The sequence below is a fragment of the Massilia aurea genome (genome assembly GCF_024753205.1).
Lineage (GTDB): Bacteria > Pseudomonadota > Gammaproteobacteria > Burkholderiales > Burkholderiaceae_D > Telluria > Telluria aurea.
In genome coordinates, this window is the sequence record NZ_JANUGZ010000002.1 from 50,804 (window position 1) to 75,029 (window position 24,226).

The window sequence follows — 24,226 nt, forward strand, 5'->3', positions numbered from 1 at the left end:
ATCACAATAAGGGTCAGAGTCGAATTAAGTGACAACATTTTCCGGAGAAATTGCTCAATAATTCGACTCTGACCCTAATTGATATGACGGCGGCGGATCAGCGCGCGTCGAGGGCGGTGCGGATGGTGGTGGTGAAGGTGCGGACGGCTTCGACGGCCTGGTCTGGCGGGCTGTTTTCGATTTCCTGGATGATGCGGCTGCCGATCACGACGGCGTCGGCCACTTCGGCGACGGCTCTCGCCGTGGCGCCGTCGCGGATGCCGAAGCCAACGCCGATCGGCAGTTTAACGTGTTCGCGGATCGCGGCCACACGGCGGGCGACGTCAGCGGTGTCGATTGTGCCGGCGCCCGTCACGCCTTTCAGCGAGACGTAATAGCTGAAGCCGCCGCCGTACTGGGCCACTTGCTTGACGCGCTCCGTGGTCGACGTTGGCGCGAGCAGGAAGATCAGGTCCAGACCGTTATCACGCATCTCGGTCGCGAACGCGGCGCATTCTTCGGGCGGGTAGTCGACGACGATGGCGCCATCGGCACCGGCTTCTTTGGCGCAGCGGATGAATTCGGTCTGGCCGATGCGTTCGATCGGGTTGGCGTAGCCCATCAGGACCACCGGCGTGTCGGGGTCGTTCTTGCGAAATTCGCGCACGAAGCCGAACACGTCTTTCAGGCCGACGTTGAATTTCAGGGCGCGCTCGCAGGCACGCTGGATGACCGGGCCTTCGGCCATCGGGTCCGAAAACGGCACGCCCAGTTCGAGGACGTTGGCGCCGCCCTCCACCAGTGCGTGCATCAGCGGGACGGTCAGTTCCGGGCCGGGATCACCTGCCGTGATGAAGGTAACGAGCGCGGTCTTGTTGTCCGCTTTAAGTGCGGTAAAAGTCTGTGCGATGCGGGACATGCTGGGTTCCTCTGAGAATCGGAAAAGGCGAATGCCCCGGCTGGCCGGGGCACGATGAGATGGTTGATGCCGGCATCAGCCGAAATCAAGCCCCATCCGCTGCGCCACCGTGTGCATGTCCTTGTCGCCGCGGCCCGACAGATTGACCAGGATGATCTGGTCCTTCGGCAGCGTTGCCGCCAGCTTCACCGCATACGCGATCGCGTGCGACGATTCCAGTGCCGGGATGATGCCTTCGATGCGGCAGCAATCGTGGAAGGCCTGCAGCGCTTCATCGTCCGTGATCGACACGTACTCGGCGCGCAGCGTGTCCTTCAGCCACGCGTGCTCGGGCCCGACGCCCGGGTAATCCAGACCCGCCGACACCGAATGCGTCTCGATGATCTGCCCGTTCTCGTCCTGCAGCAGATAGGTACGGTTACCGTGCAGCACACCCGGCAGGCCGGACGTCAGCGAGGCCGAGTGCTTGCCCGAATCCAGGCCCTCCCCTGCCGCCTCGACACCCACCAGCTTGACGCCCGGCTCGCCGATATACGGATAGAAGATGCCCATCGCGTTCGAGCCGCCACCGATGCAGGCGAGGACGTAGTCGGGCTGGCGCCCCGTCATCGCGGGCATCTGCACGCGGCACTCTTCGCCGATCACCGCCTGGAAGTCGCGCACCATCATCGGATACGGGTGCGGGCCGGCCACGGTGCCGATGATGTAGAAGGTGTTTTCGATGTTCGTGACCCAGTCGCGCATCGCTTCGTTGAGCGCATCCTTGAGCGTCTTCGAGCCCGATTCCACCGGCACCACGGTCGCGCCCAGGAGCTTCATGCGGTACACGTTCTGCGCCTGGCGCTTGACGTCTTCGCTGCCCATGTAGATCACGCATTCCAGGCCGAAGCGCGCGCAGATGGTGGCCGTGGCCACGCCGTGCTGGCCGGCGCCGGTTTCGGCGATGATGCGCGGCTTGCCCATGCGCCGCGCCAGCAGCGCCTGGCCGATCACGTTGTTGATCTTGTGCGCGCCAGTGTGGTTCAGGTCTTCGCGCTTGAGGTAGATCTGCGCGCCGCCGGCCATTTCGGACCAGCGCCGCGCGTGGTACACAGGCGACGGGCGGCCGACGAAGTGGGCCAGCTCGTAGCGGTACTCTTCGAGGAATTCGGGGTCTTGCGCGTACTTCGCGTAGGCTTCGCTCAGCTCGGCCAGCGCGTGCGTCAGGGTCTCGGCGACGAACGAGCCGCCGTAGGGGCCGAAGTGCCCCTGCGCGTTTGGCAGGGCGTAATCGGGGGTCTTGAACAGCGGCGTGGCGTTAGGCGCTGCCTTGAATGGGGTGTTCTGCATGGTATGTCTCGCTTTGAATAGTGGCATCGGCTGCCCGCACGGCCGCGACAAACGCGGCCATCTTGCGGGCGTCCTTGATACCTTTTGCGGCTTCGACACCACTGCTGATGTCGACGGCAAAAGGCCGAACGCGTACGACACCGTCAGTGGTGTTGTGTACGTTCAAGCCACCACTCAAAACGACCCGAGGCGCGAGCTCTTTTGGGATGAGAGACCAATCGAAGACCTTTCCTGCGCCGCCATAAGCGTCCACGTAGGTGTCAAGCAGAAGGCTTGAGAACCATGGACTGGCGGTGCGGTATGCAAGCTCACATTCTAGCAGCGTGCCAGGGATCGTGTCAGGCTTGACCCGAAACGCGCGCATGAACGGGCGCTGGACCACCGCCGCAATCGCTGCGCACTGCTCGACCGTCTCATCGCCATGGAACTGGATCAGCGCGAGCGGCATCGCCGCCGCGACTTCCTGCACCTCGGCCAGTGTGGGATTGACGAACAGCGCGACACCGCTGACAAACGGCGGCAGGCCGGCGCACAGGGCGCCCGCGCGCGCCGGCGTGACGTAGCGTGGACTCTTCGGGTAGAACACGAAGCCCAGGGCGTCGGCGCCCACGGCGACAGCGGCGCTCAGGTCTTCTTCGCGGGTGATACCGCAGATTTTGATACGGGTACGGTACATGAAAATCCTTACAGCCAGGGGAGCGGCGCGACCGCTTCCTGCGGCAGCTTCCAGATCGGATCGTACTCGATCTTCGCGAAATACAGGCCGTCGGGCATGAAGGTCGGCGCGGCCACGTCGCGCGAGCGGCTCTCGAGCACCTCGTGCATCCAGTCCGGCTCTTGCCGTCCCAGCCCGACATACACGAGCGAGCCGACGATATTACGGACCATGTGATGCAGGAATGCGCTGGCGCGCAGCGTGAAGACGATGATGTCGCCATGGCGCTCGATGCGCACTTCGTGCATGTCCTTGACCGGGGTCTTGGCCTGGCAGCTCGACGCGCGAAACGCCGAGAAGTCGTGCGTGCCGATCAGGTGGCGCGCGGCGTCGATCATGCGCTCGACATCGAGTGGCCGGAACATCCAGCCGGCGCGGTTCGACAGCAGCGCCGATGGCGTTGGATGGTTGTACAGCACGTAGTGATAGGTACGCGAGCGGGCCGAAAAGCGCGCATGGAATTCCAGCCCGTCCTCGCCCAGCGGCACCTCTTTGGCCCAGCGCACGACGATGGAATCGGGCAGGAAGGTGTTCACGCCGCGCACCCAGGCCTGCGTCGGGCGCACGAGATCCGTGTCGAAATGGACCACCTGCTCGATCGCGTGCACGCCGGTGTCGGTCCGGCCGGCACACGTGGTGGCCAGCGGCGTGCAGGCGAACTTCTCGAGCGCCATCTCAAGACGGTCCTGGACCGTATTGCGCTCCGGCTGTTTTTGGTAGCCGTTCCAACCGGTGCCGATGTACTGGACACCCAGAACAATACGCGTCACGCCAGCAGCTCTCGCATCGCGCTGGCACGGCCAACCTGCTCGCTGCTGCCGCCCTTGATGACTTCATCGAGCAGCTCGCGCGCGCCTTCCTTGTCGCCGATCTCCTGGTATGCAACGGCCAGATCGAGCTTGGTTTCCATTTCCATATGCTCGGGCGAGAGCGGCGCCGGCTCTGCAGCCATGTTGTCGACCCGGTCAGCATCGAATGCCGCTGGCGTCGGCGCATCGGCCGTCGCCGATGCCGGCAGATCCAGATCGAAGTCGAGCGCGTCGAGCGAGTTGCGCTGCAGCACCGGTGCATCATTGACCGGGGGCGCCGATAATTCTTCGGGCGCCGGCACGGGCGCCGGGGTGTCCGGCAGATCGAACATGTTGAACGGATCGTCCTGGCGCGCTGCGAAGTCTTTCGGCTCGGCGCCGCCCGATGCACGTGGCTCGGCCGGCACACCAAAGTCCATCGCGTCCAGATCGAACAGCGGATCTTCTGACGCACTCGCGTTCGACGAGGCGCGCACGGCAGGCAGCGGATCGTTCACGGGCGCTGGCGTGGCCGGTGTGACCGGTGCGCCGAAGTCCATCGAGTCGAGGTCGAACAGCGGATCGCTTGGCGCCGCAGTGGCGTCCGCCGATTGCGCCGGGCTGGCCGGCAGCGACGGCAAGCCGTCGAAGTCCTTGGCCAGACCGGCCATGTCGACCGGAGTGGCCTGCACTTGCGGCTGCGGCGTCAGGTCGAGCGAGAAGTCGTCACGCGCATCGGCCGGAGTGACTGCGGTAGACTGGACCGGCTGTCCGGCAGGCGGCGCATCGAAGTCCATGTCGAATTCGAGATCATTGACGTCGGTCGACAGCGTGGATTCGGGCTTGCCTGCCGCCGCTGCCGGCGGCAGCATGTCGAAGTCGAAATCCGGCACGGCCGTCGCATCCGGGTCGGGCCGGCTTGCAGGCGCCGAGGTTGGCGCAGGCTCCGTGCGTTCGGCGTCGGTCACCGGCTCGAACGTCAGCCCGCCGAGGTCGAAGTCGAGCGTGTTGTCAACAAGGGCTGACGCAGCCACCGGTTCGGCTTGCGGCGCCGCGGTGCGGTCCGCATCGTCCTTCGACAGCGAGAGCGCAGACGCACCGGCGATGGCGCCGGCAGCGGCCGCGCCGGCGATGGCGCCCGCACTGCTGTCGGTGCCGGCTGCCGGCTCGTCAGCGCGCAGCGCATCCTGGTACTGCTGCGACAGGATGGCCTGCTGGCTGCGTTCCTGCGCCGACGGCGTGTGCGCCGGGGCTGGCGCGGCGTTCGCGTACAGCGGATTTTGCGGATCGATCCCCAGGCCCAGCGCCGCAGCGTGCGCCCAGTCGTCGCCCTGGCCGTTCGTGAGCGCATGCAGCTCACGCGCCTGCAGTTCGAACGCGCGGGCGTCCTTGCGCGTGGCGTAGATCTCGAGCAGTTTCAACCGCACCGGATGACGGTCCGGATGCGTGCGCAGCGCCTCCTTCAGGATTTCCTCGGCCTGCGCATCGCGGCCATAGGCGATGTACACGTCGGCTTCGGCGACCGGATCGACTTCATTCGTATCTAGCTGGCTGGCCGATGGCGCGAAGCTCGAATTGAAGACGCTGTTGTTGGTGTCGACGCTCTGGCCGCCGCTTTCGGCGAACAGCGACTGGGCGCTGGCGCCCGGCGCGCCCAGCACCGACGGTTCGGTCGGCACCGGTTTCACTGGCGGGGCATTGCGCTTGCGGCGCTGCGCGATGCCAAACAGGATCAAGAGCAGCACCAGGAGGGCTGCAGCGATGTACAGCATATTGTCCAGCAGCGTGTCGACCAGGCCTTTTTCTGGCTCCGGCGCCGGCGCCGGCTTTTTCAGGCGTGGATGCGTGACCGGCTTGGCCGGCGTCGCCACGACGGGCGCTGCTACGGCGGCCTGCTCGGCTTCGGCGCCTGCGCGGCTCGGCACCGTCATCAGGTTTTCCAGTTCGCCGACGTTCTTTTCAAGTTCCTTGACACGGGCCTCGGCCTGTTCGAGTTCGCGCTGCTTGGCCAGCGTGTCTTCGACGCTGGCGGTGCCGGTCTGCGGCGTGCCGGCGGCGCCTGCCGTGGCCTTCGACAGGCGCAGCTTGTCCTGCGCCTCGTTGGCAGCGGTCGGTTGTTCTTCGACGCGCGCGGTCACGCGTCCGGTTGCGCTCTGGCCACCCTGCGGCGCGCTGGCCGGGGTGCTGGCGGCCACCTGGCCGGCGAGCTTGTTGCGGTAGGCGTCAAAGTCAGCCGCATGCGCCACGACCACGCCGCGCGCTTCGCTCTGGCTCGCGCCGCCACGCAGCGCGTCGCTATCGGGCACGCTCAGGATCTGGCCCGACTTCAGGCGGTTCATGTTATTGCCGATGAAGGCCTCGGGATTGGCGCGGTACAGCGCCACGAGCATCATGTCGAGCGAGATCTCGGCCGGCTTCACGCGGGTGGCGATGCCACTGAGCGTATCACCGCGACGCACTCGGTAGGTGCTCTCGGCCGCTGCCGCATCGCGCTGCGTCGCCTGGCGCTGGGCGCCTTCGCGTGCGGCGGCGATGCGGGCCCGCTCGGCCGCGTCGGCGGCCGGTGCAGCTGCAGCAGCGGCAGCGGCCGACGCCGCAACGGCTGGCTGCGACGCCGCGCGTGGCGCCGGCGTGCTGGCGACCTGCGCCGGCTGCGTCGTGCGCAGTTCGGCCGGATCGAGCAGGAACGTGTACTCGCGCACCAGGCGCCCGTTATTCCAGGTCAGCTCGAGCAGCATGTCGACGAACGGTTCGTTCAGCGGCTGGCTGGAATTGACCCGGATGATCTGGCGGCCACCGCGCTGCTCGACGGCGAAACGCAGCGACAGCAGCGCCGGATTGAAGTCGATGTTTGCACTGCGGAAGGCTTCGGGCGTGGCCAGCTTGACGGCCATGCTGGCCGGGTCTTCACCGGCGCTGGTCGTCAGTTCGATCTCGGCGCGCAGTGGCTGGCCAAGTGCCGACAACACGGTCAATTTTCCAAGCCCGGCCGCACTGGCGGCGGAAGTGACGAACACTGCACTGGCAATCGCCGCAGTGAGGGTTTTCAACGCAGGTGCCATGAGCTGAGATTGTTCCGAAAAATGCATAGTGAGCAGCGAGTAAGTTGGCCGAGGGAAAGACGGTTTCCCGGAGTCTCAACATAACATCATGCTCTAGGGCACGCAAGCGATGCGCACGTTTACAGCAGGAGGAACGGGGTGTTTTGTGGCCTGCGAGACATGCCTTTACGGGGTTCGATAACCACCAGACATGGTAGTTGCAAGGAATGCAACCGGCGATGACGAACTGGAAATAACGGGCCGGCCGCGGGGTAGCCGGCCCAAGGTATTGCAGCAGCGCAGTCGCTTAGCGCTCGAGTACGATGCGCAGCATGCGGCGCAGCGGCTCGGCCGCGCCCCACAGCAGCTGGTCGCCAACCGTGAACGCCGACAGGTAATCGTCACCCATCGACATCTTGCGCAGGCGGCCCACCGGGATGGTCAAGCCACCCGTGACAGCAGCCGGCGACAGGTCGCGCATCGATGCTTCGCGGTTGTTTGGCACGACCTTCGTCCACGCGTTGTGCGAGTCGATGATGTCGCTGATTTCGTCCAGCGGCACGTCCTTCGTCAGCTTGATCGTCAGCGCCTGCGAGTGGCAGCGCATCGCGCCGATACGCACGCACAGGCCATCGACCGGAATGGGCTTGGCATCGAAGCCCGCACCGCGACCGAGGATCTTGTTGGTCTCGGCGCCGGCCTTCCACTCTTCTTTCGACTGGCCGTTGCCCAGGTCCTTGTCGATCCACGGGATCAGGTTGCCGGCCAGCGGCACGCCGAATTGCTTCGTTTCGTCAGCCGACAAACCATGCTGCGTGGCCAGCACGGTGCGGTCGATTTCCAGGATGGCCGATGCCGGGTTGTCCAGCAGCGGCTTGATCGCGCTGTTGATCGTGCCGAACTGCGTGAGCAGTTCGCGCATGTGCTGCGCGCCGCCGCCCGATGCCGCCTGGTAGGTCATCGACGTCATCCACTCGACCAGGCCTGCCTCGAACAGGCCGCCCAGCCCGATCAGCATGCACGACACGGTGCAGTTGCCGCCGATGTAGTTCTTCACGCCGCGCGACAGCGCCGCGTCGATCACGGCGCGGTTGACCGGGTCGAGCACGATGACCGCGTCGTCGTTCATGCGCAGCGTGGATGCGGCGTCGATCCAGTAGCCGTTCCAGCCGGCTGCGCGCAGTTGCGGGAACACTTCGCTGGTGTAGTCGCCGCCCTGGCAGGAAATGATGATCTCGCATTTGGAGAGCTCGGCGATGTCGCTCGCGCTCTTCAGGGTGGTTTCATTCTTCGCCATCGCCGGCGCGGCGCCGCCCGGATTCGACGTCGTGAAGAACACCGGCTCGATGTGGTCGAAATCGCCCTCTTCCTGCATGCGCTGCATCAGGACCGAGCCAACCATGCCGCGCCAACCTACCAGACCAACTAATTTCATCGTCTTCTTTCAGTGTGATTACAGTGTTATCCGAGCGCCGCGACGACCGCGTTGCCCATCTCTTCGGTGCCCACGCGGGTGGACCCTGCTTCGTGAATGTCCGGCGTGCGCAGGCCCTGCGCCAGCACGTGCTTGACGGCGTTGTCGATGCGGTCGGCCTGCTCCGTGAGGCCAAAGGTAAAGCGCAGCATCATCGCGGCCGACAGGATCGTCGCCAGAGGATTGGCCACGCCCTGCCCCGCGATGTCCGGCGCCGAACCGTGCGACGGCTCGTACAGGCCCTTGTTGTTCGCATCGAGCGAGGCCGATGGCAGCATGCCGATCGAACCGGTCAGCATCGCAGCGGCGTCCGACAGGATATCGCCGAACATGTTGCCGGTCACGAGCACATCGAATTTTTTCGGCGCCCGGACCAGTTGCATGGCGGCGTTATCGACGTACATGTGATCGAGTTCGACGCCGGCGTATTCCTTGTGGACGTCGGTGACGATATCGCGCCAGAACTGGCCCGTTTCGAGCACATTGGCCTTGTCGACGCTGGTCACGCGCTTGTCGCGTTTCAGCGCGGCCTGGAATGCCACGTGGGCGATGCGGCGGATCTCTCCTTCGGCGTAGCGCATCGTGTCGAAGCCTTCGCGCTGGCCCTTGAACGGGCCGTCCGGGCATTCGCGCACGCCGCGCGGCTTGCCGAAGTAGATGTCGCCCGTCAGTTCGCGGATGATCAGGATATCCAGGCCCGACACGACCTCGGGCTTCAGGGTCGAGGCGCCAGCCAGCTCGGGGTACAGAATGGCCGGACGCAGGTTGGCGAACAGGCCCAGTTCGCGGCGCAGGCCAAGAATCGCCTGCTCGGGGCGCAGCGCGCGCTCGAGCCCATCGTATTTGTAGTCGCCCACGGCGCCAAACAGCACCGCGTCGGCGTCCTTGGCCAGCTTGAGCGTGCTGTCCGGCAGCGGGTGGCCGTGCGCGGCGTAGCCGGCGCCGCCCACTTCTGCGGTGTCCATCTCGAACCGCTCGCCGAGCGCGTTGAGTACCTTGACCGCCTGGGCGGTGATCTCCGGGCCGATGCCGTCACCCGGCAGGATCGCAATCTTCATGCTCGTCTTTCTTGTCTTGGTTTCTTGTCCTGGCCCGCGATCAGATCGCGTTGGCCAGCCATGGCTGGGCCGCAATATGGCGTTGTTCGAAGGCGCGGATCTCGTCCGCATGGCGCAGCGTCAGGCCGATATCGTCCAGGCCATTCAACAGGCAGTACTTGCGGAAGTCGTCGATGGCAAAGCCGAACGACAGGCTGCCGTCATGCGTGCCGATGCGCTGCTGCTCAAGGTCGATCGTCAGCTGGAAGCCCGGCTGGCGCTCGACCGCCTGGAACAATGCTTCGACTTCGTCTTCGGTCAACGCGATGGGCAACAGGCCGATCTTGAAGCAGTTGTTGAAGAAGATGTCGGCAAAGCTCGGCGCGACGACGGCGCGAAAACCGAACTGCTGCAGCGCCCACGGCGCGTGCTCGCGCGACGAGCCGCAGCCGAAGTTCTTGCGCGTCAGGAGGATCGAGGCGCCCGCAAACTGCGGCTGGTTCAGCACGAAGTCGGGATTGAGCGGCCGCGCGCTGTTGTCCTGCCCCGGTTCGCCGTGATCCAGATAACGCCATTCGTCGAACAGGTTCGGGCCAAAACCGGTGCGCCGGATCGATTTGAGGAACTGCTTCGGGATGATGGCGTCGGTGTCGACGTTGGCGCGGTCGAGCGGCGCCACCAGGCCTTCGTGTACGGTGAACTTATCCATCTTGTCGGCCTTATTTGCCGCCGGCGCCGGTCACGACCTGGCCGACTTTCGAGACATCGCGGCCGATGCCCGAGACGGTGTTGCAGCCGGCCAGCAGGATGGCGACGAGGGAGAGTGCGAGAGCTTTTTTCATGATGTCCTGAACGAGAAAATGGTCGTGGAATTGGTCGTGGAATCGATCGCGATACGCCTTAACGCATCAGAGCGCGCGTACGTCGACAAAGTGCCCCGCAATCCCTGCGGCGGCGGCCATTGCGGGCGACACCAGGTGCGTGCGGCCACCCTGGCCCTGGCGGCCTTCGAAGTTGCGGTTCGACGTCGACGCGCAGCGCTCGCCCGGTTCCAGGCGGTCGGCGTTCATCGCCAGGCACATCGAGCAGCCCGGCTCGCGCCATTCAAAACCGGCGGCCAGAAAGATCTGGTCGAGGCCTTCGCGCTCGGCCTGTTCCTTGACCAGGCCCGATCCCGGCACGACCATCGCCAGCTTGACGTTGGGCGCGCGCTGGCGGCCGCGCACGACATCGGCGGCGGCGCGCAGGTCTTCGATGCGCGAGTTGGTGCACGAGCCGATGAACACCTTGTCGATCGCCACTTCGTCGATCGGCGTGCCCGCCGCCAGGTCCATATAGACCAGCGCTTTTTCGATGGCGCCGCGGCGCACCGGATCGTGTTCATCGAGCGGGTTTGGCACGCGGCCATCGATCGCGATGACCATCTCGGGCGAGGTGCCCCAGGTAACCTGCGGCTGGATGTCGTGTGCATCGAGTTGGACGACGGTGTCGAACACGGCGCCGTCGTCGCTGTGCAGCGTGCGCCAGTAGGCGACGGCTTGCTCCCACTGGTCGGCCGTGGGCGAGAGCGGCCGGTCCTTGACGTAGGCGATCGTGGTGTCGTCGACCGCCACCATGCCGGCGCGCGCGCCCGCTTCGATCGCCATATTACAGACCGTCATGCGGCCTTCCATCGACAGCGCGCGGATCGTGGAGCCACCGAACTCAATGGCGTAGCCGGTACCGCCGGCCGTACCGATGCGGCCGATCACGGCCAGCACAATGTCCTTGGCCGTCACGCCCGGGCGCAGGGCGCCTTCGACCTTGACCAGCATCGCCTTGGATTTTTTGGCCAGCAGCGTTTGCGTGGCCAGCACGTGCTCGACTTCCGACGTGCCGATGCCGTGGGCCAGGCAGCCGAACGCGCCGTGGGTCGACGTGTGCGAATCGCCGCAAACGACCGTCATGCCGGGCAGCGTGGCGCCCTGCTCCGGCCCGATCACGTGCACGATGCCCTGGCGCCGGTCGTTCATGTTGAAGTACGTGAGGCCGAACGCCTTGGTATTGGCGTCGAGCGTTTCGACCTGCAGGCGCGAGGTGGGATCGGCGATGCCCTGGGCGCGATCGGTGGTTGGCACGTTATGGTCGGCCACGGCCAGCGTGCTCGATGTCCGCCATAGTCCGCGGCCCGCATCGCGCAAGCCATCGAAGGCCTGCGGGCTGGTCACTTCGTGTACCAGGTGCCGGTCGATATACAGGACGGTGGTGCCATCGGCGTCGGCACGCACGACATGGGAATCCCAGAGTTTGTCGTAGAGCGTTTTTTGCATGGTCAGTCCATTGATGCGGTGTGAGGGCGCACAGGGGGTGCGCGCGGTCGCCGGGACAGGGTGCCCGGCAGCCGGGTTTTCGATTATGCCATAGTTGTGCTGTGGTGCACCATGCCGGGGCAGCGCATGTTTATGCCAAGGACCATAACATGTGGCAAATTAAGTTTGCAAGGGGCTTGCCATGCACAAATAAAAAAAGCCCGGATCAGTGACCCGGGCTTTTCTCTGCGCTTTTGCCGGCGCGCGGCATTGGCGTTACTTTATGCTGCCAGGCGCACGCTGCTGCGGCAGCCGTCCATCAGGAACGACAGGCCCACGACCAGCACCAGCTCACCCTCGGCCGAACGCGCCGTGCCGGTGATGCCTTCCACCGACAATGCGGTCATCGGCTTGATGACCAGATCGGCCGTGCCATCGACCGCTTCCATCGCCAGGATGTACGGTTGTGGTGCATTGATGACGATGCCAACCTTTTCGGAACCGGCCTCGTAGCCCAGCGCCAGCGCCAGCGAACGCACCGGCAGCGGACGGCCCTGGTCTTTCAGCACCGGGGCGCCGCCGACACAGGCGAATTCGTCCGGCAGTTCGACGACGCGCTCGACGACGGCCATCGGCAGCGCCAGTTGCGCGCCCGAGGTCGACACCAGCATCGTCGGCACGATCGACAGTTCGATCGGCAGGCGGATTGCAAAGCGCGTGCCCTTGCCCATCTGCGATTCGATGCGGATGGCGCCGCGGTTTTTTTCCACCGCCGTCTTGACCACGTCCATGCCCACGCCGCGGCCCGAGACCGAGGAAGCGACTTCCTTGGTCGAGAAGCCCGGCAGGAACACCAGCTGGTAGGCGTCTTCGTCGCTCTGCGCGCCGTTTTCGCCGATCAGGCCCTTGTCCATGGCGATCTTGCGCAGGCGGCTCGGGTCCATGCCCTTGCCGTCGTCCTGCAGCACGATCATGACGCTGTTGGCTTCCTGCCAGGCTTTCAGCAGGATGAACGCCTTGGCCGGCTTGCCGTTGGCGACGCGGTCGGCAGGCGACTCGACACCGTGGTCCAGGGCATTCCTCAGCATGTGCACCAGCGGATCGTACAGGCTGTCCACGACGACGCGGTCGACTTCGGTCTCGGCGCCTTCGATGGTCAGTTCGACGTCCTTGCCCAGGTCTTTGGCCAGCTCGCGCACGAGGCGCGGGAATTTCTGGAACAGACGGCCCACCGGCTGCATGCGGGTGGCCAGCGTGGCGCGCTGCAGTTCGGCCGAATAGCGCGATGCGCGTTCCAGCGTTTCGGCCAGCGTGGCGATGAGGGTCGCAGCCTGGCCTTCGAACTTGAACTGCTGCAGACGTTCGAGCAGCACGGCAGCCTGGTTCGCGGCCTGGACCGATTCACCGGCCACTTCGAGCAGCGCGTCGAGCTTGACCGCATCGATGCGGATGCTTTCGTCCTTGGCCGGCGCATTGGCGACCGGCTTGGCGTCGTTGCGGCGTTCGGTGCCATCCCAGCCCTTGCCGCCGGCGACAGGGGCCGTCGTGGTGGCGACTGCCGTAGAAGGGGCGGCGGCTGCAGGTGCGGCTTGCGCAACCGCCGGGGCAGTCGTCGCAACTGCGGTGGTAGCAGCAGCAACAACGGCAGGTGCGCCGGCGATGGCGCTGGCAGCCGGAACCACGGTGTTGTACATGCCAACCCAGTCCAGGCCATCGTCGCCGACGACCGGTGCGACGGCTGCCGCAACCGGCGCGGCTGCAACGGGCGCTGCTACCACCGGTGCAGCGACTGGCGCCGGCGCGCTGTTGCCCTTGCCTTCGATCGCGTCCATCAGGATGCGTTCGAGGTCGGCCGGCATCTGCGCCAGGCCTTCCGGCGGCGTGCCGTTGTTCAGGTCACCCAGCTGGTCGGCCACGAAGCCCGATGCCTGCAGCGCTGCTTCGATCGCGATCGGCGTGACCGGCGCGGCGCCGGTGCGCAGCGCGTCGAACAGGTTCTCGGTCAGGTGGCAGGCTGCGACGAGCGCGGGCAGGCCCATGAAGCCGGCGCCGCCCTTGATCGTGTGGAACGACCGGAACACTGCGTTCAGGGTTTCCTTGTTGTCGGGATCGCGTTCGAGGCGCAGCAGGTGCTCTTCGACGTTGACCGCCAGATCCATCGCCTCGACGACGAAATCCTTCAGCATATCGTCCATTAGAATCCCAGATCGGCAAGAAGATCGTCAACGTTGTCCTGGTTCAGCGCCGCTTGCGGCACTGACGGGCCTTGCATCAGTGGTTCTGGTACTGCCTGCTTCTGCGCCAGCTTTTCCTTGAGGTCAGGCGGTGCGTTGTCGCGCAGCAGCTGGGCCAGCTCGCCCTCGACGGCCTGCGTGATCTTGACCACTTTCTTGATCAGCTGGCCAGTGATGTCCTGGAAGTCCTGGGCCATCATGATTTCGAGCAGGCGCGCTTTTTCGGCTTCGGTGGCGGCCGTCACGCTGGTGGCGAACTGGCGCGAATCGCCGGCCAGCGCCTTGAATTCGTCCAGGCTCAGCTTGCCGTCGAACAGGTCGCCCCAGCGCAGTTCCATGTCCTTCGACTGCTTCGACAGCACGTCCTGGGCCGGCATGCCTTCGTCGAGCGTGTTCAGGACCTTGTTGGCAGCCTGTTCAGTCAGCGTGGCAACGTACTCGAGGCGGTCCTGTGCATCGACGATCTGCGACGAGGCTTCATTGAGCGCCTTGTCGTAGCCCAGCTCGCGCAGCGAGTCGTGCAGCAGGCGCACGATGCCGCCGAGGCGCTCGAACATGCCACCGTTTTCGCTGCCTTCGTCGCCGGCAGCGGCGTTTGCCGGTGCGGCTGCTACTGCTGCTACTGCTGGTGCGGCAGGCGCAGCCGGTGCGGTGGCCGCAGCGGGGGCCGATGTGGCGGTGGCGGACACCTGGTCGAACAGCGAGTCGAGGTCGTCTTCGTCGTTGCTGGCAGCGGCTGCCGGGGCAGGCGCTGCGGCCACGGGGGCCGCGGAAGCAGGACTTGGCGAAGCGCTGGTGCGCTGCGCCGCCACTTCCTCGAATAGTGCGTCGAAATCGTCAGCGGCGTTGGTCATAATCCCTGCTTCTCCATAATATAAATTCGCAATCAGCTCTGCAATACTGGGGGTGTTGCGTCCACCGGGCCGGTCGTTTCCGCGCCCATCAGTGGGACTAGTGTTGCCTGCGAGTGTATCAGCGTGGTTGCCGTAGGTAAATCTAAGAGAAGGCAATGCAACAAAATGGACGTGAAAACTTAGTTCCGCGACAATTAAAACGTGCAATTCCTGATCGTTTTTATATGCTTGGTGTTGTATTTTGTGATCGTGCTGTTGTTTTCCGTGAGAAAGTGTCGCATCCGGACGGTGACTCGACGTTTGAGCGAACTCAACACTTTGCGTTTTCAACACTGGCCATTCGGCATATGGTTGTCAGAATGGAGATGCCCTGAGGAGAATCATCATGTATCGAAAAATTTTGATTACAACCGACGGGTCCGCCGTCTCCCAGCACACCGCCTGCGCGGGCGTCAAGTTTGCCCAGCAGCTGGGCGCCGAGGTCCTGGCCCTGTTCGTCGCGCCCGAATACCAGTACCCGGTGTACGTCGAAATCATCCCGCCCTCGTATCCCAGCGAAGAAGAATACGCAGCCCAGATGCGCCGGATGGGCGAGGAATACATGGGCAGGATCACGCGCTCCTGCGCATCGGCCAATCTTGCGCACCGCTGCCTGACGGCGTTTTCAGATACGGCAGCGCTCAAGATCGTTGAAGTCGCCGAGCAGGAAGGCTGCGACCTGATCTTCATGGGCTCGCATGGCCGCAGCGGCTGGAACCAGTTATTGCTGGGCAGTGTCACCAACAAGGTGCTGTCGCATACCGCCAAGCCGGTGCTGGTCCACCGGCTGATCGCCGAGCCGGCAGCCTGAACGAGACGAAACGGTCTGCACTTCGCACAAAGCATGTTGGGCAACCCGCAGTATTGATAGCAGGACTTACCCACGAGAACGTGTTTAACTGAACAACGGTTTTTTCGGGGTAGGAAACCTCTTAATGTATGAGGAATCGACATGGTCAGAATTGTCATCGCGGACGATCACACGATCATGCGCGAAGGTCTCAAACGTATCCTGGAGGGCGCCGAAGAAGTTGACATTGTCGGCGAAGCAACTAATGGGTTCGAGGTGCTGGCACTGGTACGCCAGGGCGGCTTCGACCTGTTGCTGCTCGACCTGTCGATGCCCGGGCGCAGCGGCGTCGACCTGATCCGCCAGGTGCGCAGCGAGGCGCCCAAGCTGGCGATTCTCATCCTCACGATGCACGAGGAAGAACAGTACGCCGTGCGCGCGATCCGGGCTGGCGCCCAGGGCTATCTGACGAAGGAAAGCGCGGGCACACAGTTGGTGGGCGCCATCCGCAAGGTGGCTTCCGGGCGCCCCTATATCAGTACCGAGGTTGCAGAGCAATTGGCCCTGAATATCATGGCGCCAAGCGAGCAATTGCTCCACAAGCAGTTATCCGACCGCGAATTTGAGGTATTTTCCCATCTCGTGGGTGGGAAATCGATTACCGAGATCGCCAATGGCCTGCATCTGTCCGTGAAGACCGTAAGCACCCACAAAACCCGCATCATGCAGAAAATGGGGATGAGTTCGCTCTCGGAAATGGTGCAATACGCCGTAGCGCACCGCCTGCTCTCGCCGATGAAAGCCTGAGTATGGCGGTCGGTGACGTCACACCGACTCCCCAATCCGATGTTGCGCAACAACTGCACCCACGAACAAGTTTGTTCAAAAACAAAGGTCTGACCTTCCTGTTTCACCCTTCCGCCAGTCGGGCAACGCCGCTTGCCAGTAGGAATTGTCCTACAAACCTACCATCTGTCCTACCTACATATTCAGGCAACGCTGATAGTCGTGCCGGGCTCGTGTTGGCATACTGAATTCGCCGCATTGACTTGCTCGCGATCCAAGTCACAGCGTCAGCCGCTAGCAATCAATGGCATGGCAGATGTACGTCAACTTCGGCTGTGCCGCCGGGGTCGCCTCAAACCCTGAGTTTCTTACCGGAGAAGAGCATGCAGTCTCAGCCACCGTCAGAACCACGCAATGCCAACCAGCCGACCCTGCATTCCCCGATGGAGGCCGGTCGCCAGCGCCAGGGCCGACTCTGGTCCAACCTCAAGGAAGTCTGCGACCTGCTGCGTATCCAGGCCAGCGTCTCGGTAAGCTCCGAAGAACTGTTGTTCCAGCACGTTCAGTTCAAGACCGGCCAGCGCGTTCACACGATCGGGCAGGCCTTCGACACGCTGTACATCGTCAACTCGGGCTTTCTCAAGACCGTGCTGATCGACGAGTTCGGCAACGAGCAGGTGCTCAGCTTCCCGATGAAGGGCGACATGCTCGGTGTCGACGGCATCCACACGCGCCACTATGCGTCAGAGGCGGTGGCCCTGTCCGATTGCGACCTGATCCTGCTGCCATTCAAGAAACTGACGGCGCTGGGCCGCGTGCACAACGAACTCGAAAACATGATGTACGGCGTCATGAGCCGCGAGCTGGTGCGTGAACAAACGATGATCGGCATGCTCGGCGCCCTGTCGGCCGAGGCGCGGGTGGCACGCTTTCTCGTGTCGCTGGCCGACCGCTTCGCCGCGATGGGCTACTCGAGTAAACTCTTCAACCTGCGCATGACCCGCCACGAGATCGGCAGCTACCTCGGCCTCACGCTGGAAACCGTCAGCCGCACGCTGTCGGCCTTCAACGAGATCGGCATGATCACCGTCGACCAGCGCACCATCGGCATCAAGGACGCCGAATCGCTCAAGACACTGCGCCGCCTGCCCCCATCGCGTTCACGCACGAAGGCAAGCGCCAAGCAAAAGGCCGAGCTCGATCAATCGGGCGACGATCAGGTGCTGGCCACGGCCTGAAACCCGTCCGCTTAACGACCAACGCCCGCCAGTGATGGCGGGCGTTGTCATTGGTGCATACGGCCTGGATTACTCTTGCTTGTCGAGCGTCAGCACGCCGTCGCTGACGCGTACCCGGTCGCCGGTCCGGTAGCCGGGATTGTTGGCAAATTCCAGCACCTGAGTGGTGTCGGTCGTATTCATGCGCACCGTCACGCGGAAGTATTGGCGCGCGGTGGCGTCACTGGCCAATGGCCGTGGATTAGGCAAGGCGCCCTGCACGGTTTCCACTTTCTCGATGATGCCGCAGCTGGTGCAGTAACGGGCCACCCGCGGGCGCTCGGTCGTGCGCGGGGCCGGTGGTGGCGCCGCGCCGGGCGCGGCGGCGGCGATGCGCGAATCCTTGGTGGCCAGCTGGCGCGTGTCGTCCGCGGGCTGCGCCACATCACCCCGCACGAGCGATTCACGCAACACGCTCGTGGCGACCTCGTTCCCCATGCGCAGCTCGGCGGTCACGCGGCTGTCGGCCTTCAGGCGATCACGCGTGCCGATCACGTACGAACCCGTGTACTGGCCAGGTTCGACTTCGGTCAGATGCAGCGCACGGTTTGCACCATCCAGGTTCAGCGTGGCGTTGCCGCCCGGCGTGCCGTACAGGTCGAACTGCAGGCGCACACCCTGGTCGAGCCGCGCGACTTCTTCGACATTGAAACCATTGATTGCTGGCGTGGCGGTGCGGCTTTGCGGCACAGGCTGCGCCAGAGCAGTGCCGCTGGCGGTCAACAGTACCGTGGCTGGCGCCATAGCGGCGGCGATGGTGCACATCATGAGGCGTAGTTTCATTGGCGTTCTCCTGGCATCAGCGGGTCAATGGCCGACCTTACGCCTCCGATCGCCCCGGGTCGGTACGCTGACGTACGAAGCTGCTAGCCGACGCCGTGCACCATGTCGCCCGAGGTCACGTAGATCCGGTCGCCCGGCCCCGGTTTGACGGCATGACCACCCGTGAAGGACCCGAACGATGGCAAGAGAAGGCCCTGCGTGCCCACGACAAAGCACGGCAGGCGCAGCGCATCGAAGCGCGTGGCGAGCACGTACACCGGGTGAACGTGGCCCGCCAGGCCATAGCCCGCCGCATCGACGCCCGGATGGTGGCAGAACGCAAACGGGCCGATCGCATGCGGCTCGTCGACCAGTTCGATGCCCAGCGCCTCGGACGGATCACCCGCATGCAGGTCGTGATTGCCGCGCACGAGCGTCAAGGCCAGGTCGGGATGGCGCCCGCGCCAGGCCAGCATCGCGAGCTGGGTCGAACTGGCATGGGCCGCGCGCGCATGCAGGAAGTCGCCAAGAAACGCAACGTGGCGCGCGTCGTGCTGCGCGACCAGCGCGTCCAGGCCGGCCAGGTTTTCTGACGTGGTCCCGCGCGGCACCGGCACGCCCAGCGAACGAAACGCTGCCGCCTTGCCGAAGTGGATATCCGCCACGATCAGCATGCGCTGGGCCGGCCAGTAGACGGCCTTCTCGGGTAACAGCAGCAGCGTCTCGCCCGCCACCTGAATGGTTGCATGGGTCATGCGGCCGCCTTCTCGAGTTCGCGCACCATGCGCGCGACGCGGTCGCTCAGTTTCTCGGTGCTGACCTTTTCGCGGAAGCGCTCGACCATCAGCGCGAAGCCGAACGGCGTGGCGCGCTTGACCTCGCGGTAGGCCACGCGGCGCGCGTGCAATTCGAGCAGCGTGTCGCGCAGGCGCGTCAGTTCCAGCTCCTGCTCCATCACTTCGCGCTCGGCCTGCGTGAGCAGCAGATTGCCGGCGTCGTGCTTGCGAAACACCTCGAAGAACAGCGACGACGATGCCTGCAACTGCCGGTTCGATTTCGGCTGGCCAGGATAGCCCTGGAACACGAGCCCCGCGATGCGCGCCACTTCACGAAAGCGCTGCTGCGACAGCTGCGTGGCATTCAGGCTGTCGATCACGTCTTCGAGCAGGCGCTCGGTATCGAACAGCGTCACGCCCGCCCCGGTGGACGCGGCGAACATGCCCGCCCAGTCCACCGGCTCGGGCGACATCAGCTCGAAGCCATAGTCGTTGATCGCAATCGAGAACGTGATCGGCTGCACGCGCCCGACGCGAAACGCCATCAGCGAGGCCAGTCCCATGTGTACCGAGCGCCCCGCGAACGGGTACACGAACAGGTGATACCCTTCGCGGCTCTTCATCGATTCGAGCACCAGCGTTTCGCTGGTGGGCAGCGCCGACCAGCGCTGCTGGATCTCGATCAGCGGCGCAATCGCCCGCATCTCGGGGCCGTCGAACACGCCCGCGTCGGCCAGCCGCAGTTCTTCCAGCGCGGCGTGCGCCAGTTCGTTCGACATCGGCATCTTGGCGCCCTGCCAGCGCGCGATGGCGCCGCGCGTGCCAGTGGCGCGCCGCACGAACGCCGTCAGCTCGTGCACGCGCACGAATTCGAGGATGCGCCCGCCGAACAGGAAGCGGTCGCCCGGTTTGAGGCGCGAGATGAACGATTCTTCGACGCTGCCAATGCGCCCGCCCGACATGTACTTCACCTGGATCGTCGCATCGGACATGATGGTGCCAATGCTCATCCGGTGCCGGCGGCCGATGGCGGCATCGGGGACGCGGTACACGCCCTCTTCGTCCGGCAGCACACGGCGGTATTCGGGATACACGGTCAGGCTCTGGCCGCCGCGCGCGACAAAGTCGAGCGCCCACTGCCATTCTTCCAGCGTCAGGTGCCGGTACGACCAGGCCTGGCGCACCTCCTCATACAGTTCTTCGGAGCGAAAGCCGCCACCCAGCGCCACCGTCACGATGTGCTGGACCAGCACGTCGAATGGCTTGTTGGGCACGTAGCGCCCCTCGATGCGGCGCGCCGCCACCGCCTTGCGCGCGCCCGCAGCTTCGAGCAATTCGAGGCTGTTGGTCGGGACCAGCGTCACACGCGAAACGCGCCCCGGCGCGTGGCCGCTGCGGCCCGCGCGTTGCAAGAGGCGCGCCACGCCCTTGGCGCTGCCGATCTGCAGCACGCGCTCGACCGGCAAAAAATCTACACCCAGATCCAGGCTCGCGGTACAGATGACGGCCTTGAGGATGCCGCTTTTCAGACCCAGTTCGACCCACTCGCGCACCTCGCGATCGAGCGAACCGTGGTGCAGCGCGATCACGCCGGCCCAGTCGGGCCGCGCCTCGAGGATGTTCTGGTACCAGATCTCGGACTGCGAGCGGGTGTTGGTAAACACGAGCGTCGCCTCGTGTTTTTCGATCTCGTCGATCACGGGCTGCAGCATCTGCAGGCCCAGATGGCCACCCCACGGAAAGCGCGATACGTTCTCGGGGATCAGGCTATCGACAACGATCTTCTTGCGCGTGTCGCCCTCGACCAAGACGCCCGCATCCGCGCCCAGCAACACCTGGCGCGCCAGGTCAAGGTTGCCCATTGTCGCCGACACGCCCCAGACCAGGAGCTCGGGCCGCCAGCGCCGCAGCCGCGCCAGCGCCAACTGCACCTGCACGCCGCGCTTGCTGCCCATCAGTTCATGCCACTCGTCGACGATGATCATGTCGAGGTTGCGGAACTGCTCGAGCGCCGCCGCATTGCTGATCATGAGCGTCAGGCTTTCGGGCGTCGTCACGAGGGTGGCGGGCATGCTGCGCGTCTGGCGCGCCCTTTCGCTGGCTTTCGTGTCGCCCGTGCGCGCGCCGATGCGCCACTCGGGCATCAGCTCGGCGGCGGAGTCTTCCAGCGCGCGTTGGGTGTCCGCCGCCAGCGCCCGCATTGGCGTAATCCACAGGACCCGCAAGCCGGCCTTGTTGCGGCCCGATGCAAGCCCCGCGCGCTGCAGCGCCGCGAACCAGACGGCGAAGGTCTTGCCGGCGCCGGTATTCGCATGCAGCAGGCCCGATTCGCCCTTGAGCGCCGCTTTCCAGACATTGCGCTGGAACGGGAACACCGTCCAGCCACGCCCGGCGAACCACGCGTCGACCCGGTCCTTGACTTCGTTGCGACTCATGCGGTGGCCGCCTCCAGCAAACCCTTGAGCGTGTCGAGCGTGTCGGCTTCCTCGACGGGTTTGTCGGTGCGCCGGCGCAGGATGCGGGGAAAGCGCACCGCGATGCCGGCCTTGTGCCGCGGCGAGAGCGCGATGCCCTCGAAGCCGATCTCGAACACCATCGTCGGCTTCACCGACCGTACCGGCCCGAATTTCTCGATCGTCGTGCGCCGGATGACATTGTCGACCTGCCCGATCTCGGCATCGGTCAGGCCCGAATACGCTTTCGCGAACGGCACCAGCTTGCGCTCCTCGCCCTCTCCGTCCCACACGGCGAACGTGTAGTCGGTGTACAGCGACGCGCGCCGCCCGCTGCCTGGCTGCGCATACAGCAGCACCGCATCGATGGCGTACGGATCGATTTTCCACTTCCACCAGGTGCCGACATCCTTCGTGCGTCCGACGCCATACTGCGCCGTGCGCGCCTTGAGCATCATGCCCTCGACGCTGCGCGCACGCGAGCCGGCGCGCAGCTCGGCCAGCGCTTCCCAGCTCTCTGCCTCCACCACCGGCGACAGCCGCAACTGGCGCCCATCGAGCTTGGCCACTTCGACTTCCAGCAGCGCGCGCCGCTCGTGCTGCGGCAAGCCGCGCAGGTCGACACCATCCAGTTCGAGCAGGTCATAACAGCACAGCACCGCAGGCAGTTCGGCCAGCAGCTTGGCGGACAAGGTCTTGCGGCCGATGCGTTTTTGCAGATCGGCGAACGGCGACGGCATTGCCGCATCGGGCTGCCAGATCAGCACTTCGCCATCGAGCACCATGCCGTCCGGCAGACGCGCTGCCGCCAGTTCAGGGAACCGCTCGGTGATCAGATCTTCGCCGCGCGACCACAGGAAACTCTGGCCGTCGCGCCGCACGAGTTGCGCGCGGATGCCGTCGTACTTCCATTCGACAATCCAGTCGGCTGGCTCGCCCAGAGTCGCCGGTTCGGCGGCCAGTTGATGCGACAGGAAGAACGGGTACGGCTGGCCGCCGCGCAGCTTGTGTTCTTCGGCCGACTGCTCGGCGATCAGCTGCAGGAAGCCGGCCGCCGTCGGTTTCACGCGGCCATCGGTCCAGCCCATCAGGCGCTGGGCAATGAGTTTGCTGTCCACTGCCGCAATCGCCGCCAGCGCACGCGTGACGAGCAAGCGCGAGACGCCCACGCGGAAACCGCCGCCAATCAGTTTGACGAGCAGGAAGCGCTCGCGCCAGTCGAGCTCATTCCAGTAGCCGAACAACGCTTCGCGAATGCGGCCCGGATCGGCGCCGCGCAACGGGCCGATGCGCTCTTCCATCCACTCGGCCAGGCCAACGTCGGAGCGTTCGGTCGGTGGTGGCAGGATGTGCGCGATGGTTTCGGCGAAGTCGCCTACGGCCGCATACGACTCGTCGAACAGCCACTCGTCCAGCACGGCGTACTCGATGGCGTACTGGCGCAGCAGTTTGGTCGGCACCGCCTGGCGCGGTTTGCCGCCGGCCAGAAAGTACACGGCCCACGCGGCATTCTCGGGCGCGGCATTGGAAAAATACGCCTGCAGTGCTTCGAGCTTGCGGGTGGTCGATGTGGTTTCATCGAGATCGGCGTACAGGCGGGCGAATTCACGCATCGGCGGCTCCTGCTGTCTTCTCTGGCGCCACCGTTTCTTCGGGCGCAGCCGATTCCTTTGGTGCACCATCCGATGCGGCCTCGCCTGCCTCCTCGTCGCCGTATTCAGTCTCGAAGCCCGACGCCTCCAGCCCGTTCTGGTTCAACCAGCGCACAAGCGTGGGAATCGAGCCGTGCGTGACGATCACGCGCTCGGCCTCCGTGGCCTTGATGGCGCTCATCAGCCCTGGCCAGTCGGCGTGATCGGACAGCACGAAGCCGCGATCGACGCCGCGCCGGCGCCGCGCGCCGCGCAGCAGCATCCAGCCGCTGGCGAAGGCATCGCTGTAATCGCCGAAGCGCTTCATCCAAGTGGAGCCACTGGCCGATGGTGGCGCGATCACCATCGCGCGCCGCAGCAGTGCCTTCTCGACCTCAGTGACGAGCACGGTCGGTGGAATGTCGACACCTTCAGCGCGGTACGCCCGGTTAAGCGGCTCGACCGAACCGTGGCAGACGATCGTGCCAATGCTCGCGTCGAGCCCCGCCAGGATGCGCTGCGCCTTGCCGAACGAGTACGCGAACACGACGCTGCAGCGGCCCTCGTCGGCATTCTTGCGCCACCAGGCGTTGATCTCTGCCATCAGCTCGGCCTCGGGCTGCCAGCGATAGATCGGCAGGCCAAAGGTCGATTCGGTGATGAACGTGTCGCAGCGCACCGGTTCGAACGGTGCGCAGGTTTTGTCGGGCTCAACCTTGTAGTCGCCCGATGCGACCCAGACTTCGCCGCCGCATTCCATGCGCACCTGCGCCGAGCCCAGCACGTGGCCCGCCGGATGCAGCGAAATCTTCACGCCGTTGTGCGTGACCGACTGGCCATACTCCATCGCATCGACCGTGATGTCGCCCAGGCGCGACTTGAGTACGCCGATACCGGGCGCCGCGGCCAGGTAGTGGCCGTGACCGACGCGCGCATGGTCGCCGTGCGCGTGCGTGATCACGGCGCGCGGCACCGGGCGCCATGGATCGATATAGAAATCACCCGGTACGCAGTACAGGCCCTCCTTGCGGACAACGACCATGTCTCCCATTTC

At 64.9% G+C, this 24,226-nt stretch carries 21 protein-coding genes; 4 read left to right on the plus strand and 17 right to left on the minus strand.

The features are described from left to right. Nucleotides 1-97: 97 nt before the first annotated feature. From trpA to NX775_RS05965, 12 genes are all read right to left on the minus strand, one after another. Entirely contained in the window at nt 98-898 is an 801-nt protein-coding gene (gene trpA, locus NX775_RS05910) for a tryptophan synthase subunit alpha (RefSeq protein WP_258835156.1), read from the minus strand. Between the two features lie 75 nt (nt 899-973). Then, nucleotides 974-2,227: a tryptophan synthase subunit beta gene (trpB, locus tag NX775_RS05915; protein WP_258835157.1), complete on the minus strand. Its 1,254-nt coding sequence runs from the start codon at nt 2,225-2,227 to the stop codon at nt 974-976. Continuing rightward, the gene (locus tag NX775_RS05920; protein ID WP_258835158.1) at nt 2,196-2,903 is read right to left on the minus strand and encodes a phosphoribosylanthranilate isomerase; all 708 of its coding nucleotides are present in this window, start codon (nt 2,901-2,903) and stop codon (nt 2,196-2,198) included. The genes trpB and NX775_RS05920 overlap by 32 nt, the downstream gene beginning before the upstream one ends. Before the next feature lie 8 nt (nt 2,904-2,911). Next, nucleotides 2,912-3,712, minus strand: a complete 801-nt coding sequence (truA, locus tag NX775_RS05925) for a tRNA pseudouridine(38-40) synthase TruA (RefSeq protein WP_183555528.1) — start codon at nt 3,710-3,712, stop codon at nt 2,912-2,914. Then, complete coding sequence (locus tag NX775_RS05930) at nt 3,709-6,780, minus strand: motility hub landmark protein FimV (protein WP_307732141.1); 3,072 nt, start codon at nt 6,778-6,780, stop codon at nt 3,709-3,711. Before NX775_RS05930 ends, truA begins: the two co-directional genes overlap by 4 nt. Before the next feature lie 298 nt (nt 6,781-7,078). Beyond that, nucleotides 7,079-8,206, minus strand: a complete 1,128-nt coding sequence (asd, locus tag NX775_RS05935) for an aspartate-semialdehyde dehydrogenase (RefSeq protein ID WP_258835160.1) — start codon at nt 8,204-8,206, stop codon at nt 7,079-7,081. Nucleotides 8,207-8,232: 26 nt separating this feature from the next. After that, nucleotides 8,233-9,303 (minus strand): 3-isopropylmalate dehydrogenase, encoded by a 1,071-nt coding sequence (gene leuB / locus NX775_RS05940; protein WP_258835161.1) that lies wholly within the window; start codon nt 9,301-9,303, stop codon nt 8,233-8,235. Between the two features lie 40 nt (nt 9,304-9,343). Then, nucleotides 9,344-9,991 carry a 3-isopropylmalate dehydratase small subunit gene (leuD, locus tag NX775_RS05945; RefSeq protein ID WP_183555532.1) on the minus strand — a complete coding sequence of 216 codons (648 nt, stop codon included), beginning with the start codon at nt 9,989-9,991 and terminating at the stop codon, nt 9,344-9,346. Between the two features lie 10 nt (nt 9,992-10,001). Beyond that, nucleotides 10,002-10,124, minus strand: coding sequence for a hypothetical protein (locus NX775_RS05950; RefSeq protein ID WP_258835162.1), 123 nt, complete (start codon nt 10,122-10,124; stop codon nt 10,002-10,004). A gap of 66 nt (nt 10,125-10,190) precedes the next feature. After that, nucleotides 10,191-11,591, minus strand: a complete 1,401-nt coding sequence (gene leuC / locus NX775_RS05955; protein WP_258835163.1) for a 3-isopropylmalate dehydratase large subunit — start codon at nt 11,589-11,591, stop codon at nt 10,191-10,193. 260 nt (nt 11,592-11,851) lie between these two features. Further along, nucleotides 11,852-13,765, minus strand: coding sequence for a chemotaxis protein CheA (locus NX775_RS05960; RefSeq protein WP_258835164.1), 1,914 nt, complete (start codon nt 13,763-13,765; stop codon nt 11,852-11,854). Then, entirely contained in the window at nt 13,765-14,658 is an 894-nt protein-coding gene (locus NX775_RS05965; RefSeq protein WP_258835165.1) for a protein phosphatase CheZ, read from the minus strand. Before NX775_RS05965 ends, NX775_RS05960 begins: the two co-directional genes overlap by 1 nt. Before the next feature lie 155 nt (nt 14,659-14,813). Between NX775_RS05965 and NX775_RS05970 the strand changes: the two genes are divergently transcribed. From NX775_RS05970 to NX775_RS05985, 4 genes are all read left to right on the plus strand, one after another. Further along, a complete protein-coding gene (locus tag NX775_RS05970; protein WP_258835166.1) occupies nt 14,814-15,032 on the plus strand; it encodes a hypothetical protein in 219 nt (72 codons plus the stop codon). 11 nt (nt 15,033-15,043) lie between these two features. Then, a complete protein-coding gene (locus NX775_RS05975) occupies nt 15,044-15,508 on the plus strand; it encodes a universal stress protein (RefSeq protein WP_258835167.1) in 465 nt (154 codons plus the stop codon). A 141-nt stretch (nt 15,509-15,649) separates the two neighbouring features. After that, nucleotides 15,650-16,294, plus strand: a complete 645-nt coding sequence (locus tag NX775_RS05980; protein ID WP_183555538.1) for a response regulator — start codon at nt 15,650-15,652, stop codon at nt 16,292-16,294. Nucleotides 16,295-16,716: 422 nt separating this feature from the next. Continuing rightward, complete coding sequence (locus NX775_RS05985) at nt 16,717-17,511, plus strand: Crp/Fnr family transcriptional regulator (protein WP_258835976.1); 795 nt, start codon at nt 16,717-16,719, stop codon at nt 17,509-17,511. 69 nt (nt 17,512-17,580) lie between these two features. Here NX775_RS05985 and NX775_RS05990 read toward each other — a convergent pair whose 3' ends face one another. From NX775_RS05990 to NX775_RS06010, 5 genes are all read right to left on the minus strand, one after another. Beyond that, complete coding sequence (locus NX775_RS05990) at nt 17,581-18,333, minus strand: hypothetical protein (protein ID WP_258835168.1); 753 nt, start codon at nt 18,331-18,333, stop codon at nt 17,581-17,583. 83 nt (nt 18,334-18,416) lie between these two features. Continuing rightward, nucleotides 18,417-19,067: a ligase-associated DNA damage response endonuclease PdeM gene (gene pdeM, locus NX775_RS05995; protein WP_258835169.1), complete on the minus strand. Its 651-nt coding sequence runs from the start codon at nt 19,065-19,067 to the stop codon at nt 18,417-18,419. After that, the gene (locus NX775_RS06000; protein ID WP_258835170.1) at nt 19,064-21,523 is read right to left on the minus strand and encodes a ligase-associated DNA damage response DEXH box helicase; all 2,460 of its coding nucleotides are present in this window, start codon (nt 21,521-21,523) and stop codon (nt 19,064-19,066) included. Before NX775_RS06000 ends, pdeM begins: the two co-directional genes overlap by 4 nt. Further along, a complete protein-coding gene (locus NX775_RS06005) occupies nt 21,520-23,154 on the minus strand; it encodes an ATP-dependent DNA ligase (RefSeq protein WP_258835171.1) in 1,635 nt (544 codons plus the stop codon). Before NX775_RS06005 ends, NX775_RS06000 begins: the two co-directional genes overlap by 4 nt. Beyond that, entirely contained in the window at nt 23,147-24,223 is a 1,077-nt protein-coding gene (locus tag NX775_RS06010; protein WP_258835172.1) for a ligase-associated DNA damage response exonuclease, read from the minus strand. The genes NX775_RS06005 and NX775_RS06010 overlap by 8 nt, the downstream gene beginning before the upstream one ends. Between the last annotated feature and the right edge of the window lie 3 nt (nt 24,224-24,226).